This window comes from Streptomyces sp. NBC_01190 (assembly GCF_045039895.1).
GTDB lineage: Bacteria > Actinomycetota > Actinomycetes > Streptomycetales > Streptomycetaceae > Actinacidiphila.
Genome location: NZ_CP108580.1, coordinates 7,935,425 through 7,949,666 on the forward strand (window position 1 = coordinate 7,935,425; position 14,242 = coordinate 7,949,666).

14 protein-coding genes are annotated in these 14,242 nt (G+C 72.6%); 7 read left to right on the plus strand and 7 right to left on the minus strand.

Going from position 1 to position 14,242, the window contains the following annotated elements:
• Window positions 1-40: 40 nt before the first annotated feature.
• Window positions 41-343 carry an SHOCT domain-containing protein gene (locus OG519_RS33255; RefSeq protein WP_405592064.1) on the plus strand — a complete coding sequence of 101 codons (303 nt, stop codon included), beginning with the start codon at window positions 41-43 and terminating at the stop codon, window positions 341-343.
• 371 nt (window positions 344-714) lie between these two features.
• Here OG519_RS33255 and OG519_RS33260 read toward each other — a convergent pair whose 3' ends face one another.
• On the minus strand, window positions 715-1,215 hold the full coding sequence (locus OG519_RS33260; RefSeq protein ID WP_405593175.1) for an ATP-binding protein: 501 nt from the start codon (window positions 1,213-1,215) through the stop codon (window positions 715-717).
• A gap of 488 nt (window positions 1,216-1,703) precedes the next feature.
• On the opposite strand from OG519_RS33260, the gene OG519_RS33265 reads away from it, so the two are divergent.
• The 5 genes from OG519_RS33265 (at window position 1,704) to OG519_RS33285 (ending at window position 6,346) form a co-directional block, all read left to right on the plus strand.
• Window positions 1,704-2,534, plus strand: a complete 831-nt coding sequence (locus OG519_RS33265; RefSeq protein WP_405592067.1) for an alpha/beta fold hydrolase — start codon at window positions 1,704-1,706, stop codon at window positions 2,532-2,534.
• A 63-nt stretch (window positions 2,535-2,597) separates the two neighbouring features.
• Window positions 2,598-3,371, plus strand: a complete 774-nt coding sequence (locus OG519_RS33270) for a molybdopterin-dependent oxidoreductase (RefSeq protein WP_405592070.1) — start codon at window positions 2,598-2,600, stop codon at window positions 3,369-3,371.
• Window positions 3,352-4,059, plus strand: a complete 708-nt coding sequence (locus OG519_RS33275) for a cytochrome b/b6 domain-containing protein (protein WP_405592073.1) — start codon at window positions 3,352-3,354, stop codon at window positions 4,057-4,059. The genes OG519_RS33270 and OG519_RS33275 overlap by 20 nt, the downstream gene beginning before the upstream one ends.
• A gap of 134 nt (window positions 4,060-4,193) precedes the next feature.
• The gene (locus OG519_RS33280; protein WP_405592076.1) at window positions 4,194-5,588 is read left to right on the plus strand and encodes a hypothetical protein; all 1,395 of its coding nucleotides are present in this window, start codon (window positions 4,194-4,196) and stop codon (window positions 5,586-5,588) included.
• Between the two features lie 215 nt (window positions 5,589-5,803).
• Complete coding sequence (locus tag OG519_RS33285) at window positions 5,804-6,346, plus strand: hypothetical protein (RefSeq protein ID WP_405592079.1); 543 nt, start codon at window positions 5,804-5,806, stop codon at window positions 6,344-6,346.
• Between the two features lie 94 nt (window positions 6,347-6,440).
• On the opposite strand, the gene OG519_RS33290 is transcribed toward OG519_RS33285, so the two are convergent.
• The 6 genes from OG519_RS33290 to OG519_RS33315 all read right to left on the minus strand — a co-directional run bounded on the left by OG519_RS33290 (window position 6,441) and on the right by OG519_RS33315 (window position 13,423).
• Window positions 6,441-7,286 (minus strand): DeoR/GlpR family DNA-binding transcription regulator, encoded by an 846-nt coding sequence (locus OG519_RS33290; protein ID WP_405592082.1) that lies wholly within the window; start codon window positions 7,284-7,286, stop codon window positions 6,441-6,443.
• Between the two features lie 132 nt (window positions 7,287-7,418).
• The gene (locus OG519_RS33295; protein ID WP_405592085.1) at window positions 7,419-9,839 is read right to left on the minus strand and encodes a right-handed parallel beta-helix repeat-containing protein; all 2,421 of its coding nucleotides are present in this window, start codon (window positions 9,837-9,839) and stop codon (window positions 7,419-7,421) included.
• Window positions 9,840-9,944: 105 nt separating this feature from the next.
• Window positions 9,945-10,634 carry a hypothetical protein gene (locus OG519_RS33300; protein ID WP_405592087.1) on the minus strand — a complete coding sequence of 230 codons (690 nt, stop codon included), beginning with the start codon at window positions 10,632-10,634 and terminating at the stop codon, window positions 9,945-9,947.
• 788 nt (window positions 10,635-11,422) lie between these two features.
• A complete protein-coding gene (locus OG519_RS33305; protein WP_405592090.1) occupies window positions 11,423-12,067 on the minus strand; it encodes a DUF6643 family protein in 645 nt (214 codons plus the stop codon).
• 321 nt (window positions 12,068-12,388) lie between these two features.
• Window positions 12,389-12,688 (minus strand): DUF427 domain-containing protein, encoded by a 300-nt coding sequence (locus tag OG519_RS33310; protein ID WP_405592093.1) that lies wholly within the window; start codon window positions 12,686-12,688, stop codon window positions 12,389-12,391.
• 141 nt (window positions 12,689-12,829) lie between these two features.
• Window positions 12,830-13,423 (minus strand): XRE family transcriptional regulator, encoded by a 594-nt coding sequence (locus OG519_RS33315; protein ID WP_405592096.1) that lies wholly within the window; start codon window positions 13,421-13,423, stop codon window positions 12,830-12,832.
• A gap of 179 nt (window positions 13,424-13,602) precedes the next feature.
• Between OG519_RS33315 and OG519_RS33320 the strand changes: the two genes are divergently transcribed.
• A complete protein-coding gene (locus tag OG519_RS33320) occupies window positions 13,603-14,238 on the plus strand; it encodes a class I SAM-dependent methyltransferase (protein ID WP_405592099.1) in 636 nt (211 codons plus the stop codon).
• Window positions 14,239-14,242: the final 4 nt, after the last annotated feature.

A 14,242-nucleotide genomic window follows, 5' to 3' on the forward strand; every position in this document is an offset into this window, starting at 1 on the left:
GGGTGTCGGATTGGGCGGGGGAGTGGGGAGATGGTGAGCGATGGACAACCTGGCGTGGCATGGTGGCGGGCCCGGGCCGTGGGTGCTGGTCTTTCCGGTGGTCTGGGGGTTCGCGGTGGTCGCCGTGGTCGCCGTGGTCACGGTGGTGCGGCGCACGGAGTGGCGCGGGCGGGGTGGCGGATGGCCGGGCCGGGCGGTCGCGGGGGAGCCTTCGCCGATCGCGGTGCTCGCGCGGCGGTTCGCGGCGGGGGAGATCGACGAGGACGAGTACTGGCGGCGGCTGTCCGTCCTCGATGAGCACTTCGGGCGCGACCCGCGCCGGAGGAAGGGCAGCATCATCTAGCCGGGCCTACCTATCCGGCGTTGCTGGCCGGCGGCCCGCCCGCCGGTCGGCTACGCCCTCATGAGCCGCCGCCGACGGCAAACGCCGCCACCACGGTCCTCCGTTAGGCCGATCGGGTGAAGATCGCGACGATCTCGCGGCCCCGGGTGAAACCCGCCGGCCGGCCGGTCCGGTTACGGAAGCGCCCCGCGCCATCCGTGCCGGGGGCTCGTGGCCGCGTGCGGTCCGCGTCCCGTCCGGTCGCCGCCGCGCGCCGCAACACCGCGGACCGGCTGCCGTCTCCGTCGGCGGGAGGCGCCAGCCGGTCCGCTTCGACCGGTCGTGGAACTACGGTGTGCGAGCCGCGGAGGGCGGGAAGCCGGACGCGATCGTCAAGCGACGGCCGCGACCGCCACGCGCTCCGGAGCGATCCGCTCCAGCGGTACGGTCGCCGACTTCAGCGGGACCAGGGTGGGCGCCGCGCTGGGGGTGTGCAGAACGAACCACACCACCTTGCCCGCCTCCCCCGGCAGCAGGTCGGTACCCCAGCCGTCCGTCAGCGCCTCGACCATGGCCAGACCGCGCCCCGTGGTGGCGGTCGGCTCCATCGGCTGCGGATACGGCAGCCGCGGATCGTGGTCCTTGACGGCTACGGTGAGACGGTCGACCGCCAGCGTGAGCGTCACCGCACACCGTTTGTCAGGTCTGGCATGGCGATGGACGTTGGCGAGCAGTTCGCTGATGCCGGTCGACGCCGCGTCGATGAGCGGGTCGAGACGCCAGTAGCGTAGCTGGGCTGAGACGATGCGCCGGATCTGCTGGATCCGGTACGGGTGCGCTTCGAGTTCCAGCGCACACTCCCTGGCGCTTGGATCGGCTTGGTCGACTTGCATGATCACGGCTGCGACTCCCTCCGCGGCGAGAACCGGTCCCCGCGCATGCGGAACCCGGCCGTGCGCCGCTCCAATGGGAACACCTGAGCGACAAAGCGTAGAGTGACTGCTGCAGTACTCCGTGATGCTTAATTCAGGGTGACCCGGCCGAGAGCGCGGCGCAACTCCCGGAAGTGACGTTCCGCGGGATCTCCGATTGGTGGAATCGCGTGTTTGGCCGGGGGATCACGTCGTTGAAGGTTGTCCTGACCCGCAGCGGTGGGGCCCACGCGGCGGGTGGCCGGAGGGAGCGCGAGAGTGAGATGGGTCACCGCCGCACCCTCGGCCGCACCATGGGCCGGGCGCACGGCGCGCCGACCCGGAGCGGGCCGAATCACCCGGCTGGCGGCCCGTCAACTCCCCGAACATCGTCGCCCATCCGTGGATTGTCCCGCCGAATACCGGGCCATAGCATCGAGTTCATCGCTCGACAGGGGGGAAACACCCAGGTGGCAACCGCGTTCGTCCACGGCATCACCATCGCGTACGAGGACACCGGTGGCGGCGGGGACGGCGCCGGGGCCGGTCCGCCCGTGCTGCTGGTGCACGGGCATCCCTTCGACCGGACGATGTGGCGCCCCCAGACGCGGGAACTCGCCCGGCGCGGGGCGCGCGTGGTGGTGCCCGATCTGCGGGGATACGGAGAGACGACCGTCGTACCGGGGAAGACGCCGCTGGAGACCTTCGCGCGCGATCTGGTCGGGCTGCTCGACGTCCTCGGACTGGAGCGCGCGGTGATCGGCGGGCTGTCCATGGGCGGACAGATCGTGCTGGAGCTGTGGCGGCTCTTCCCCGAGCGGGTGGCGGGACTGCTGCTCGCGGACACCTTCGCCCAGGGGGAGACACCCGAGGGCAAGCGGCAGCGGAACGACCGGGCGGACCGGCTGCTGGCCGAAGGGATGGCCGGATACGCGCACACCGTGCTCGACTCCATGATCACACCGGCCAACGTCGAAGCGCTGCCGGAGGTCGCCGCCCATGTGCTCACGATGATGCTCGCCGCGCCGCCGGAGGGGGCCGCCGCCGCACTCAGGGGCCGGGCCGAGCGGCCGGACTACAGCGGGACGCTGGCCGGTGTCGACGTACCGACGGTGATCGCGGTCGGCCGGGAGGACGTCTTCACCCCCGTCGCGGACGCGGAGTTCCTGTGGGAGCGGATCCCCGGCGCCCGGTTGGCGGTGATCGAAGGCGCCGGGCATCTGCCGAACCTGGAGCGCCCGGCCGCTTTCAACCGGGCGCTCGACGGTCTGCTGGCGGCCGTCGCGGACGCGCGGATATGACGAAAGTCTGACGATTCGCGACTGCCCCTGGCCAGCAGGGTGCGGACGTGCTCGAATCGGCCCATGGACGACCATAGGACCGGACCGGTGAAGACGCCGGAGCCGCTCTCGCAGCAGGACCCCGAAGAGAAGGCGGGCGGCACTCCCGTGGGCCGCAGACTGGTCCTCGGCATGCTCGGTCTCGGCGCCGCGGGCGTGGCGGTCGGCGCGAGCGTGCAGGGCCGGCTCGACACGATCCTGGCCTCGGTCACCACCAAGGACCCCACGGGTCTCACCGATCTGCTGCCCGGTGGCGGCGGATTCCGTTTCTACTCGGTGTCCGACTCCATCCCGCACCGCGGCGAGGCCGACTACCGCCTCACCATCGGCGGGCTGGTGGACAAGCCCCTGTCCTACAAGCTGTCCGACCTGAGGGCGCTGCCGCAGGTGCGGATGGTCCACGACGTGCAGTGCGTCACCGGCTGGCGGGTGCCGAAGACCGCCTTCTCCGGGGTGCGGCTGTCCACGCTGCTGGACGCCGCCGGAGTGCGGGACAAGGCCACCGCCGTCCGCTTCACCTGCTTCGACGGGGTGTACTCCGAGAGCCTCACCCTCGACCAGGCCCGCCGCGGTGACATGCTGGTCGCGCTGACCATGAACGACGCGCCCGTCACCGCCGCGCACGGCGGCCCGGTGCGGCTGTACGCGGCGCCCATGTACTTCTACAAGTCCGCGAAGTGGCTGTCCGGTATCACGGTCACCAAGGACGTCGAACCGGGTTACTGGGAGCGCTACGGATATGACGTGGATGGGTGGGTCGGCAAGTCGAACGGCCGGCATGATGACCCGACTTCATGAGTCGATGGCCCGGATCGAGGCGTCCAGGGCGGCGAACGGGGTACGGCGCTTCACCCGCGCCGAGACATGGGTGCACCGCTCGCTCGCCTGGCTGATGGGGATCTGCGTCTTCACCGCCGCCAGTCTGTACTTCCCGCCGCTCGCCGAGATCGTGGGCCGCCGCCGGCTGGTGCTCCTCGTGCACGAGTGGTCGGGCATCGCGCTTCCGCTGCCCCCGCTGCTCGGCCTGGTCTCCCGGGCCTTCCGGGCCGACGCCGGGCGGCTCGGCCGGTTCTTCCCGCACGACTGGCGCTGGCTGCGTGTCTCGCTGCGGCGCCGCAGACGCGAACCGAGCCTGGCGGGCAAGTTCAACGCCGGGCAGAAGCTCTACGCCGCCTTCACCGTCGGCGCGATCCTGGTCATGGCCGGCACCGGGCTGATCATGTGGTTCCCCCGGATGACCCCGCTGTTCTGGCGCACCGGCGCCACCTTCGTCCACGACTGGCTCTTCCTGCTCATCGTGGTGGCGATCGCCGGCCATGTCCGCTTCGCGGCGAAGGACCCCGAGGCACGCAGCGGCCTGCGCACCGGCTACGTCGCACGCTGGTGGATCCGTGCCGAGCACCCGCTGTGGCGGCCGGATCCGCCCCGGCCCGGTCCGGCCCGCGACGGGGCCGACCGGCCCGAGCCGGAGCGCGCCGCCGAGTAGCGGCGGGTCGGCCGACCCCAGCCGTCTGACGGTACGTCATACGTCGCACCTCGTAGCGGTTCCGTTACACCGAGGACGCCGGGAGGTCGCCCTCAGGTCGCCCCGCCTTCGCGGACCGACCCTAGCGTCGCCCCATGACCACGCCACAGGTGACGCACCGTCAGGAGCGGGTGGGGGAAAGCTCGGGGGCGGTGTCACCTCCCGCCGAAAGGTACCGGCCGGCCCGCCGCCTCACCCGGCGCGCCGGCCCGCGCGGGCTGGGGATACGCACGGGAGTCGCCCTGCTGCTGCTCGGCGCGCTCGGCACACTGGCGGTCATCGGCTCCGTCGAGGTCCGCCGCGACACCGACGCCCTGCGCACCGCCGTCACCGAACGGGCGGCGGCGGCAGAGCAGTTGCGGTTCACCCTCGCCGACCTGGACGCCCAGCGCGCCGACACCCTCGCGCCGGGGGAGTCCGAGGCCGATCCCGGGGTGGACGTCGGCAACAAACTCGTCGCCCTCATCACCGCGCAGCAGCGCCGCGCCGAGATCAGCGACCTGCTGCGCCAGCTGGGCGCCGACCGGGACCAGGGCGCGCAGGCCCGCGCGCTGCTCGACGCCCTCGGCCGGTACGACGACCTCAGCGGTCGCGCCGCCTACGTGGACGAGTTGCGGCCGGACCGGAAGGCGGGCCGGCCGCCGAGCGTCGCCGTCTCCATGAACGTCCAGGCGGGCCAGGTGATGCGGGACGACCTGCTGCCGGCCGCCACCGCGCTCGCCGCGGCCTACCAGCGGCAGGCCGCCGCCGGACACGCCCGGGTCCACGACGCGGCCGTACGGTGGACGCTCGCGGTCGCCCTGCTCGGCCTGGCGACCCTGCTCTTCCTGCTGGGGTGGCAGCGCCGACTCGGCCGCGACTACCGGCGTCTGATCAGCCCGCCGCTCGCTGTCGCCACCGTCGCCGTGCTGGTGACGACGCTGGCGGGCACCCTGGCCATGACGGCCTGCGCCGGCGCCGTGGACACCGCCGTGAGCCAGGGACTGCGACCCTGGACCCGGCTGGCCGAGGCCAGGGCGGTAGCCGCCCAGGCGGCCGCCACCGAGAGCCGCTGGTTCGTGCACGGCTCCGCCTTCGGCGCCGCCGACGCCGTCGAGTTCACCGCGCTGACCAAGCGACTCGACACCCTTCTGTCGCCGGACGGCTTCGCCACCGCGGCGGAACGACCCGCTTACCAGGACGTGCTGGTCCGCTACGGGCACTTCCGCGCCGACGACACCCGGCTGCGGGCGCTGAAGAAGTCCGGCGACACCGACGGGGCGGCGAGGGTGCTCACCGAGATCGGCCGGGGCGATGTCGCCTTCGACTTCTGGGACTTCGCCACCACCCTCGACCGTTTGGCCGGGCGGCAGTTGGCGGACTTCACCACGCACGCCACCGACGCCGGGGGCGCGCTGGACGGCTGGCCCGCGCTCCCCGCCGGAGCGCTGGGCCTCGCCGGGGCGCTGGTCCTGCTCGCCGTACGGCCGAGGCTCGCCGAATACCGCTGACGGTGGCCGGCTCGGCCGGTCCCGCCGCCCGAACAGTCCCCGACCCCCCCGAGTGCCGCCGGAGTGCCGCCGGTACGGCCCGCCGCGGTCGCGATTTGTGGGTTCGTGTGTTCGGGCGGTAATAGTGGCTTCGGAACTGTTGATTCGCCCGTGGGGGGCGCCAGGCGACCGGCTCGCCGTCCTCAACCACGCCTTGACGAGACGGGACGAGCACCGTGACCACCGATTCATCACCCGCCCCCGAAGGGGAACCGGCCATCCCGGACGATGTGTGGGATCAGTTCCTCCAGGACAACGAGCGTGACATCCGGGCCAGCGCGCCCAAAGAGCCCTCCGCGCGGGCCAGGCTCGTCGCGCGCCGGCTGCGCGAGGAGGAGGAACGGGCGGCCGCCGCGAGCAAGCGGCGCCGGCGGTGGCGGGGCCTGCCGATCACCCGTGCCGGTCTCGTGCGGCGCGGCCGGTCGTCCACTTCCTCTGCCTGGCGATCCGGCGCCACCGACGCCGCCGAGAGAAGGCTCCGGCGGCGCGGCCGGGTCCGCGCTCTGCTCGGCATCGTGCTGGTGGTGATCCTGGTGCTGATCGTGCTCGCGCCCGGTCGGAGCTGGTCCTTCGTGCGCGGCAACGGCTGGCACGACGGCTCCGCGGCGCAGGTCCCGGCGCGGCTGGTACGGCTGGCTCCGGCGGGCGCGCTACCTGACGCGGGCCGGAGCCGCACCGCTTCGGCCGCGGCCACCCCGACCGCCGCGGCCCGCGAGTAAGCGGCCCACCTGTCGTCGGCGGGCGCGGACCGGGAGCGGACCGGGAGCGGACCGGGAGCGGACCGGCCGATCCACCCGGGACCCCCGGGCCGGCTCAGCGCTCTGTGCCCTCCGCGCCGGGCTCGCCCGGCTCGCCCGCGACGATCAGATCCGCCAGATGCTCGGCGATCTCCGCACGCAGCACCTCCGGGATGCCCGCGTCCGTCACCAGCGTGTCCACGTCCTCCAGGGCGGCGAACGAACTCAGGCCCACCGTCCCCCACTTGGTGTGGTCGGCGATCACCACCACCCGCCGGGCCGAGCGCACGAACTGCCGATTGGTCTCCGCCTCCGCCAGGTTCGGCGTGGACAGACCCGCCTCCACCGAGATGCCGTGCACACCGAGGAAGAGCAGATCGAAGTGGAGCGAGCGGATCGCCCGGTCCGCCACCGGGCCCACCAGCGTCTCCGACGGCGTACGCACTCCGCCGGTGATCACCACGGTCGCCGAGGCGTCGCCCTGGCCGGCGGGCCGCCGCTGCCCTGACTGGAAGACGTCCGCGACCCGTACCGAGTTGGTGACCACCGTCAGATCGGGCACCTCGAGCAGATGGTGGGCGAGGGCGAAGGCGGTGGTGCCGCCGGCCAGCGCGATGGCGCTGCCCGGCGGGACCAGAAGCGCCGCGGCGCGGGCGATGGCTTCCTTCGCACCCAGTTCGAGCCCCGACTTGGCCTCGAAGCCCGGCTCGTGACTACTGGCCTCGACCACCGGCACGGCGCCGCCGTGCACCTTCTCCACCACGCCCTGCCGGGCCAGCGCGTCCAGATCGCGGCGCACGGTCATGTCCGAGACATTGAGCCGCCGGGTGAGCTCATTGACCCGGACCCCGCCGCGTCGTCGTACCTCGTCCAGGATCAGGGCCCGCCGCTGCTCGGCGAGGAGGTTCTGGTTGTCGCTCACCCGTGACCCCGTCTCGTACGTCTCGTTATCCGTTGTCGTCGCACCCTGCCGTAGCGCCCCCGCTGCGCTCATCCTTCCACGCGCGCCCTCCCCGGTGCACCGGGTGCGGCCGCCGCGGACCTGGCGGGCCGGTCACGGCAACTCCGGCAGATCCTCCGGGTAGAGAAGCTGCAACTCCTCGTGGGTCGGCTCGTCGACATGCGCCATCCGCACCGCGTGCCGCTCCACCATCGCCTCGAACGTCTGCCGCGCCGCACGCCCGTTGCCGAACGCCGGACCCTTCGGCAACGCCGTGAAGTACTTCAGCAGCGCCTCGCCGGTGTCGTCACCGAGCCGGTACTCGTGCTCGGCCGCCTGGGAGCCCACGATCCGCAGCAGTTCCTTCGAGGTGTAGTCACCGAAGGTGATCGTCCGGGAGAAGCGCGAGGCGACACCGGGATTGGAGGCCAGGAAACGCGCCATCTCCTCGGTGTATCCGGCCACGATCACCACCACCGCGTCCCGGTGGTCCTCCATCAGCTTCACCAGGGTGTCGATGGCCTCCCGGCCGAAGTCCCGGCCGCCGTCCTCCGGTGCGAGCGCGTACGCCTCGTCGATGAACAGCACCCCGCCGCGCGCCCGTTCGAACGCCTCCTGGGTACGGATGGCGGTGGAGCCGATGTGCTCGCCGACGAGGTCCACCCGCGACACCTCCACCAGGTGGCCGCGTTCCAGCACGCCCAGTGACGCCAGGATCTCCCCGTAGAGCCGGGCCACCGTGGTCTTGCCGGTGCCGGGCGAACCGGTGAAGACGAGATGCCGGCGCGCCGACGGTGCCTTGAGGCCGGCCTGCTCGCGTCTGCGGCCCACCGAGATCAGGTCTATCAGGGTGCGCACCTCGCGCTTGACGCTGTCCAGACCGACCAGCGCGTCCAGATCGCCCAGCACCACGTCGCTCTCCCGGGCCGGCGGCGCCGCCTGCGGCTCGTCGGCCTTCCGCTGCTGCGGTACGCCGCCCAGCAGGCCGTACGACTGCGCGGAGGTGGCGTGCCCGAGCACCCCGCCGTCGGCCGGCGGAGCCGACGGCACCGGGAGCGGGGCCTCCGCGGGCGCCGCCTGGTCGCTGGTGCAGTCCTCGGTGACCGGACCGGGTTCGGCGAACTCGTAACCACCGCGCGCGCAGCGCTCGGTGCGGCAGCGGGTCAGGGTGGAGCGGCAGCCGTCGATGATGTGGAAGCCGTAGCCGCGGCTGCCGGTGATCCGGCAGCCGGTGAAGGTGCCGCGACCCTCGGCGGAGACGTACACCCCGGACTCCACCGGGTTGGTGACCGTGCAGCGTTCCAGCGACGGATCGGCGCCCTTGGTGACGATCACCCCGGTCGCCGTCTCGTCGATGGTGACCTGGGCGAGGGTGCCGCCGCTGCCGTGGTCGCGGAACCAGGCACCGGTCGCGGCCTTGCTGATCCGGCAGTCGTCGAGCTGGATGGCGGCCCCGTCGCTCACCGACACCGCGGTGTTGCGGATCTGCGAGAAGTCGCTGTCGACCACGTCGGCCCGTGAGCCGCGGTCCAGTACGAAGAGCGCGTCGGGCACGTCGTGGACCCGGCAGGAGTCCAGTATCGCGACCGCGCCGTCGCTCACCCACACCGCCGGGTAGTCCCCGGTGCTGTCGTGGATCTCGCAACTGTTGGCGTCCGCGCGGGTGCCCGGGTCCCACACCGAGAGGCCGTTGCGGCCGAAGCGGTGGACCGCGCAGCGGGTGAGGGTGAGCACCGAACGGGCCCGCAGATCGATCGCGTTCTCCGGGATGTCGTGGATGTCGCAGTCGGCGAGCGACAGCACCGCGTCGGTGTCCAGAGTGATGCCGTCCCCGGTGGTGCGGTGCACCTGGCAGTCGGTGAAGTGCCCGGTGGCCCGTGCCGACATCTGCACCCCGGTGCCGCGGATCTCGAACACCTCGCAGCCGACGGCCTCCAGGGAGCTGTTCTCACCGGTCACCGAGAGGCCGGCGCCCGAGGTGTGGTGCACCCGGCAGCGCTCCAGCCGGGGCCCCGCCCCGCCGCGTACCGAGATACCGGTCTGGCCGGCGGCGACCACCTCGCACTCCTCGAACAGGCCGCCCGCGCCGCCCAGCACACTGATGCCGAGCCCGGCGGGGTTGTCCACCGAGCAGCGCCGCACGGTGGGGCGCGCCCCGTCCCGCACCTCAAGGCCGACGGCCGAGCGGGTGCTGATCCGCAGGCCCGACAGCTCGGGGGTGCCGCCTTCCACCAGCAGCGCGGCCGACGCGGTGTCCTGACCCTCCACCAGCAGGTCCTGCACGGTGGCGGCGGCCCGCACGGTGAGCGCCACCCCGGAGGCGGGCGCGATCCGCACGGTGCCGGGACCGTCCGCGCAGCGCAGGGTCACCGCGTGCTCCAGCACCAGGTTCTCCCGGTAGGTGCCGGAACTCACCGACAGCACATCACCCTCGCCGGCCGCCGCGAGCGCGGCGGCGAGAGTCTCGTACTCACCAGTGCGGCGGCGCCACCGCGAGCTGTTCTGATTGGTGACCTGCACCACGCCATGTGCCATCGGGCTGCTCTGCCCCCACCTCTTGCGTCGGCCGACCGGGGATGCAACCGTAGCGCGCGCCGAGGCTCCGTGTTGACGCCCGGACCTCCGGTGATCGGCCGGAAGTCATCCGCCGGCGCCGGCCCGGCCCCAGTCCTGGCCGACGCGGGCCCACTCCTGCGCCCAGCCGTCGAGTCTGCGGCGCATCAGACGCCACATCAGCACCTGGCGGACGATCAGCACCAGACCGGCGGCCGAGGCGGCGGCGGCCGTACCGGCCAGCACCGAATGCGTCGCGGCGGTCGCCGCGTCCAGCGGCGGGGGCACCAGCCGGCCCGCGCGGTCGGTCCAGAGCTGGATCCGGCCCCGGTGCCAGACCTCCAGATCCACCGAGACCGTGCTGGTGTGCGTGGAGTGGTCCGGCGCGGTCCAGCGCAGCACATCGCCGCGCCCGGCACCGGCCGGCCGGCTCTCGGGGTCCGACGCCTTTTCCCGGGTCCTCCCCGACGAAGCTGCGGCCGACGCGGCCGACGCGGCCGCCGCGCCGCCCGACGCCTTGGCGGCCGGCGCCAAGGTCGCGGTCACCAGATAGCGTTCGGAGCGCTGGGTGCGCACCACCCGCTGGAGGGTGCGGTCCACCGACTGCCCCGCCCACCAGCCGAACGCGGGAGCCAGACAGAACAGCAGCGTGGTGAGTACGCCCAGCCACGTCTCGACGACATCGGTGCGCCGGCGCAGGCTGTTGCGCCGCCACCGCCACCCGAACTTCCGCAGTCTCCCGCGGCGACGCGCTGACGGGCTCCCTGACCGGCTCACTCGCAGCCACCCCCTTCACAACCGTTCGATTACCGCGAACGGAGCGACTCATGCACGGCGCGCGACAGGCGCGCTACTCCACCACCAAGAACGGGTCACCGGCCCGCAGGGTTCCGGAATGCCCGGGAATCAGATTCTGGCCGAAAACCAGCCGGGCGCCGAACCCGCGACGCCGGGCCGGTGTGTGCGGCGGTTCCTCGCGGAGCACCCCTGTCAACTGGCCGGTCCTGGTCACCCCACCGCGCACGCGGGGTTGGGCCAGCGGGAATTCGGGGGCGCCGATCGGCGCCCGGCGCGGGCCGTCGTCGGCCCAGGGGACGGGTGCCCGGCCACGACGATGTTCGGCCTGAACCGGTTTATCGGCGGCGGGCCCTCGCGGTCCGATCGCCCTCTGCCATCGGCTCGTTGAGCGCGGCGGGCCGGGGGCCGGAAGTGAGCAGCGGCGGAAAGCCGTCGGCGCGGCTCACGGTGTCACCGGCCCGGTGCTCGCGGCCGAACGCCGTCACCCCCCACGGGTTCGGCGCTCAGCGTTGCGATACGGGCATCCTCCCGCCGTTCCAGGGCTTTCTCGTGCGCGGTCCAGCGGCGTTCAGCGGCGGTCGCCCGCGAGCCCCCACGGTTCGACGACCACCTCGCCCTCACCGCCACCGCGCGGCAACGTGACCTGACAACCGGGTACGCATGCGGCACGCGGACCGCGGACGGTCGTACCGGGTGTGTGATGACCAGGGGCGGCGGTACGGGGGACGGTGCCGCCGTCGTCCTCGCCGATGGCGCCCGGGGAAGGATCAGCCCTGGTAATAGCCCCCGCCCTGCTGCTGCGGGGGAACGCCCAGACCGAGGTTGCGGCGGGGGTACTGCTCCTCCGGATGTCCGCCGGGCATCTGCCGCGACTGGGTCGGACGCGGCGGCACCGGGCGGGCGGCCTCGTACCCGGTCGGCGCGGGCTGCGGGGCCTGCTGCGGCGCCCCCTGGTAACCCCCGCCGTTGCCATAGCCGTTGTAACCGGTCCGCGGGGCCGGCGCCTGCTGCGGGATGTACGCGGTCGGCTGCTGCTGCTGCGGGTAGCCGCCCTGCTGGTATCCGTTCTGCGTCGGGCTCTGCATCGGGCTCTGCGCGGGACTCGGCATGGAGTGCTGCATCGAGTTCGGCATCGGCGGCTGTGCCTGCGGATACTGCGAGGGCGCGGACGGACCGGGCGGCAGCGCGGGCAGCGCGGCGGGCAGCGCCGGCAGATTGCTGCCGCCGCCGTAGGAGTTGTTGTAACTGCCCGACTCGTACGGAGTGTAAGCGGACGGTACGCGGATGGGAGCGATCTGCGGGGTGCCGCGCTCGGCGACGAGGCTGTCGTAGATCGGGGTGTCCGGGAAGGACGAAGACGAGGGGTAGTAGCCGCCGTAGCCGCCACCGTACGAACCGCGGGGGGTGGTCATGAGCCATAAGTTAAGCCCACGATGTGGTCGTTGGGGAGTCTGATTAGCAGGTTGTTTGTCCTGCAACCAGTGGCCGAGTGGCTCCAATATGAGCGAATCCCCGAAAATCGGTCACCACGTCACCGTGTGATCAGGTAAAACGCATGCGCCGAGGGGGTTACCGGGGGTCTCGGCGCGTCGAGGAGGGGGCGCGGATGAGTCCGTGCAAAGGGGAGAATCCCGGGCCTCCCGCCGGCCGCCGTACGGCCGGCGGCCACCTCCCGCACCCGCACGCTCCTCGGCCCGGGGCCGCCGTGCTCCCGGCGTCCCCGGGCGTCGGGGTCAGCCGACGGTCACCTGCTTGTCAAAAGCCACGAAACCGGTGAAGTCGCGCCCGACCCGTCCGATCGCGGACGCCTGGGGCTCCGGGTAAGACCAGGCGGCGTCCGGGTGGAGCGCCTCCGAGGTCTGCACGTCGAAGTACTGGGCCTTGCCCTTCCACGGGCAGGTGTACGGCGTGTCGCTCTCGTTCAGGGCCTGCGAGGTCACCGCGTCCGGCGGGAAGTACCAGTTGCCCTCGATGGTGACCACATCGGCATCGTCCGCTTCCGCCAGCACCGTTCCGTCGAGTACCGCCTGCATGGGCCGCTCCTTCCACTGGTGACACGATGCGTGGGGCCGCGACCGCCCGGCCGTGCCGACGCGGCGCGTCCCTTGTCAGGCGCCTACCCGACGACACGCCGTCGTACCGGTCCGCCCCCACCCTTCTGCCGACCCGCCGGCTCAGCCCTCGGCAGGGCGCGCCCTGACGTGCATCCGTTCCCCCTGGGTCCCGAAGAGGCTGAGAAACTCCACCGCCAGCGGCCCCGGATTGCCGAATCCGTGCGGTGTGCGGGTGTCGAACTCCACCACCTCGCCGGGGGTGAGGATCAGATCGTGCTCACCGAGGGCCAGCCGTAGCCGCCCGGCCAGCACGTACAGCCATTCGTACCCCTCGTGGGTGGACTGCCGCGGGCGGGCGTCCGGGTTCTTCGACGGCGGCATGATCTGCTTGTAGGCGTGCATCCCGCCGAGGTGGCGGGTGAGTGGGACGAAGGTCTGGCCGTCCCGGGTGAAGGGGCGCGGATGGATCCGCGGGTCGCCGGTCGGCGGCGCGCCGACCAGCTCGTCGAGCTGTACCCGGTACGCCTTGGCCAGCGGCAGCATCAGCTCGAGCGTCGGCTTGCGCAGTCCGGACTCCAGCCGGGACAGGGTGCTGAGCGAGACCCCGGTCGTCTCGCTCAGCTCCGCCAGGGTGATGCCGCGGCTCTGCCGCAGGGCCCGCAGCCGCGGCCCCACGGCGGCCAGCACCGCCGAGAACTCCTCGTCGTCCGTCATCCCCACCATTTGCCGATACGGCAACGGAGCTTGTCAAATCGTGCCCGGCCGTCCGAGGCTGACCGATGAGAGCGGTGAGACCGAGGTAAACACCTGTCGACCCGTGACGACCCGTGTCGACCCGTGTCGATCCTGGTCCACCGCTGTTGACATCCGGCATACCCCGAAGGAGGCCGACCATGGCCGAAAGCGCCACCGACCAGCGGTTCTGGGACGAGCGCTACCGCGAGAGCGACCGCATCTGGAGCGGGCGGCCCAACGCGGCGCTGGTCCGGGAGATCACCGGCCTCGCGCCCGGCCGCGCGCTCGACCTCGGCTGCGGTGAGGGCGCCGACGCGATCTGGCTGGCCGAGCACGGCTGGCAGGTCACCGCGGTGGACATCACCGAGGTCGCGCTGGGGCGCGCCGCCGAACACGCGCGGACCCAAGGGGTGGCCGACCGCGTCACCTTCCAGCGGCACACCCTCGGCGAGACCTTCCCGGCCGGCACCTTCGACCTGATCTCCGCGTGCTACCTCCACTCACGCGGTGACATGCCGCGCGAGGAGATCCTGCGCACCGCGGTGGCCGCGGTCGCCCCCGGCGGCACGCTGCTCGTGGTCAGCCACGCCGGCTTCCCGCACTGGGAGGCCGGGCCCGACCACGAGCACGTGCGCTTCCCCACGCCGGAGGAGACGCTGGCCGCCCTCGAACTGGCCGAGGGGGCCTGGGAGGTGCTGCGCTGCGCGGAGCACACCACGGAGCAGCGCCGACCGGACGGACAGCCCGACGTCCGCACGGACAGCACGGTGAAGATCCGCCGCCTGACCGCCTGACCGC

What these genes read in the sequence shown, in the direction of transcription:
- OG519_RS33315 (WP_405592096.1), bottom strand. Translation starts at nt 13,423, where the DNA reads ATGACGGACGACGAGGAGTTCTCGGCGGTGCTGGCCGCCGTGGGGCCG.
- OG519_RS33295 (WP_405592085.1), bottom strand. Translation starts at nt 9,839, where the DNA reads ATGGCACATGGCGTGGTGCAGGTCACCAATCAGAACAGCTCGCGGTGG.
- OG519_RS33255 (WP_405592064.1), top strand. Translation starts at nt 41, where the DNA reads ATGGACAACCTGGCGTGGCATGGTGGCGGGCCCGGGCCGTGGGTGCTG.
- OG519_RS33280 (WP_405592076.1), top strand. Translation starts at nt 4,194, where the DNA reads ATGACCACGCCACAGGTGACGCACCGTCAGGAGCGGGTGGGGGAAAGC.
- OG519_RS33270 (WP_405592070.1), top strand. Translation starts at nt 2,598, where the DNA reads ATGGACGACCATAGGACCGGACCGGTGAAGACGCCGGAGCCGCTCTCG.
- OG519_RS33275 (WP_405592073.1), top strand. Translation starts at nt 3,352, where the DNA reads ATGATGACCCGACTTCATGAGTCGATGGCCCGGATCGAGGCGTCCAGG.
- OG519_RS33305 (WP_405592090.1), bottom strand. Translation starts at nt 12,067, where the DNA reads ATGACCACCCCCCGCGGTTCGTACGGTGGCGGCTACGGCGGCTACTAC.
- OG519_RS33260 (WP_405593175.1), bottom strand. Translation starts at nt 1,215, where the DNA reads ATGCAAGTCGACCAAGCCGATCCAAGCGCCAGGGAGTGTGCGCTGGAA.
- OG519_RS33320 (WP_405592099.1), top strand. Translation starts at nt 13,603, where the DNA reads ATGGCCGAAAGCGCCACCGACCAGCGGTTCTGGGACGAGCGCTACCGC.
- OG519_RS33310 (WP_405592093.1), bottom strand. Translation starts at nt 12,688, where the DNA reads ATGCAGGCGGTACTCGACGGAACGGTGCTGGCGGAAGCGGACGATGCC.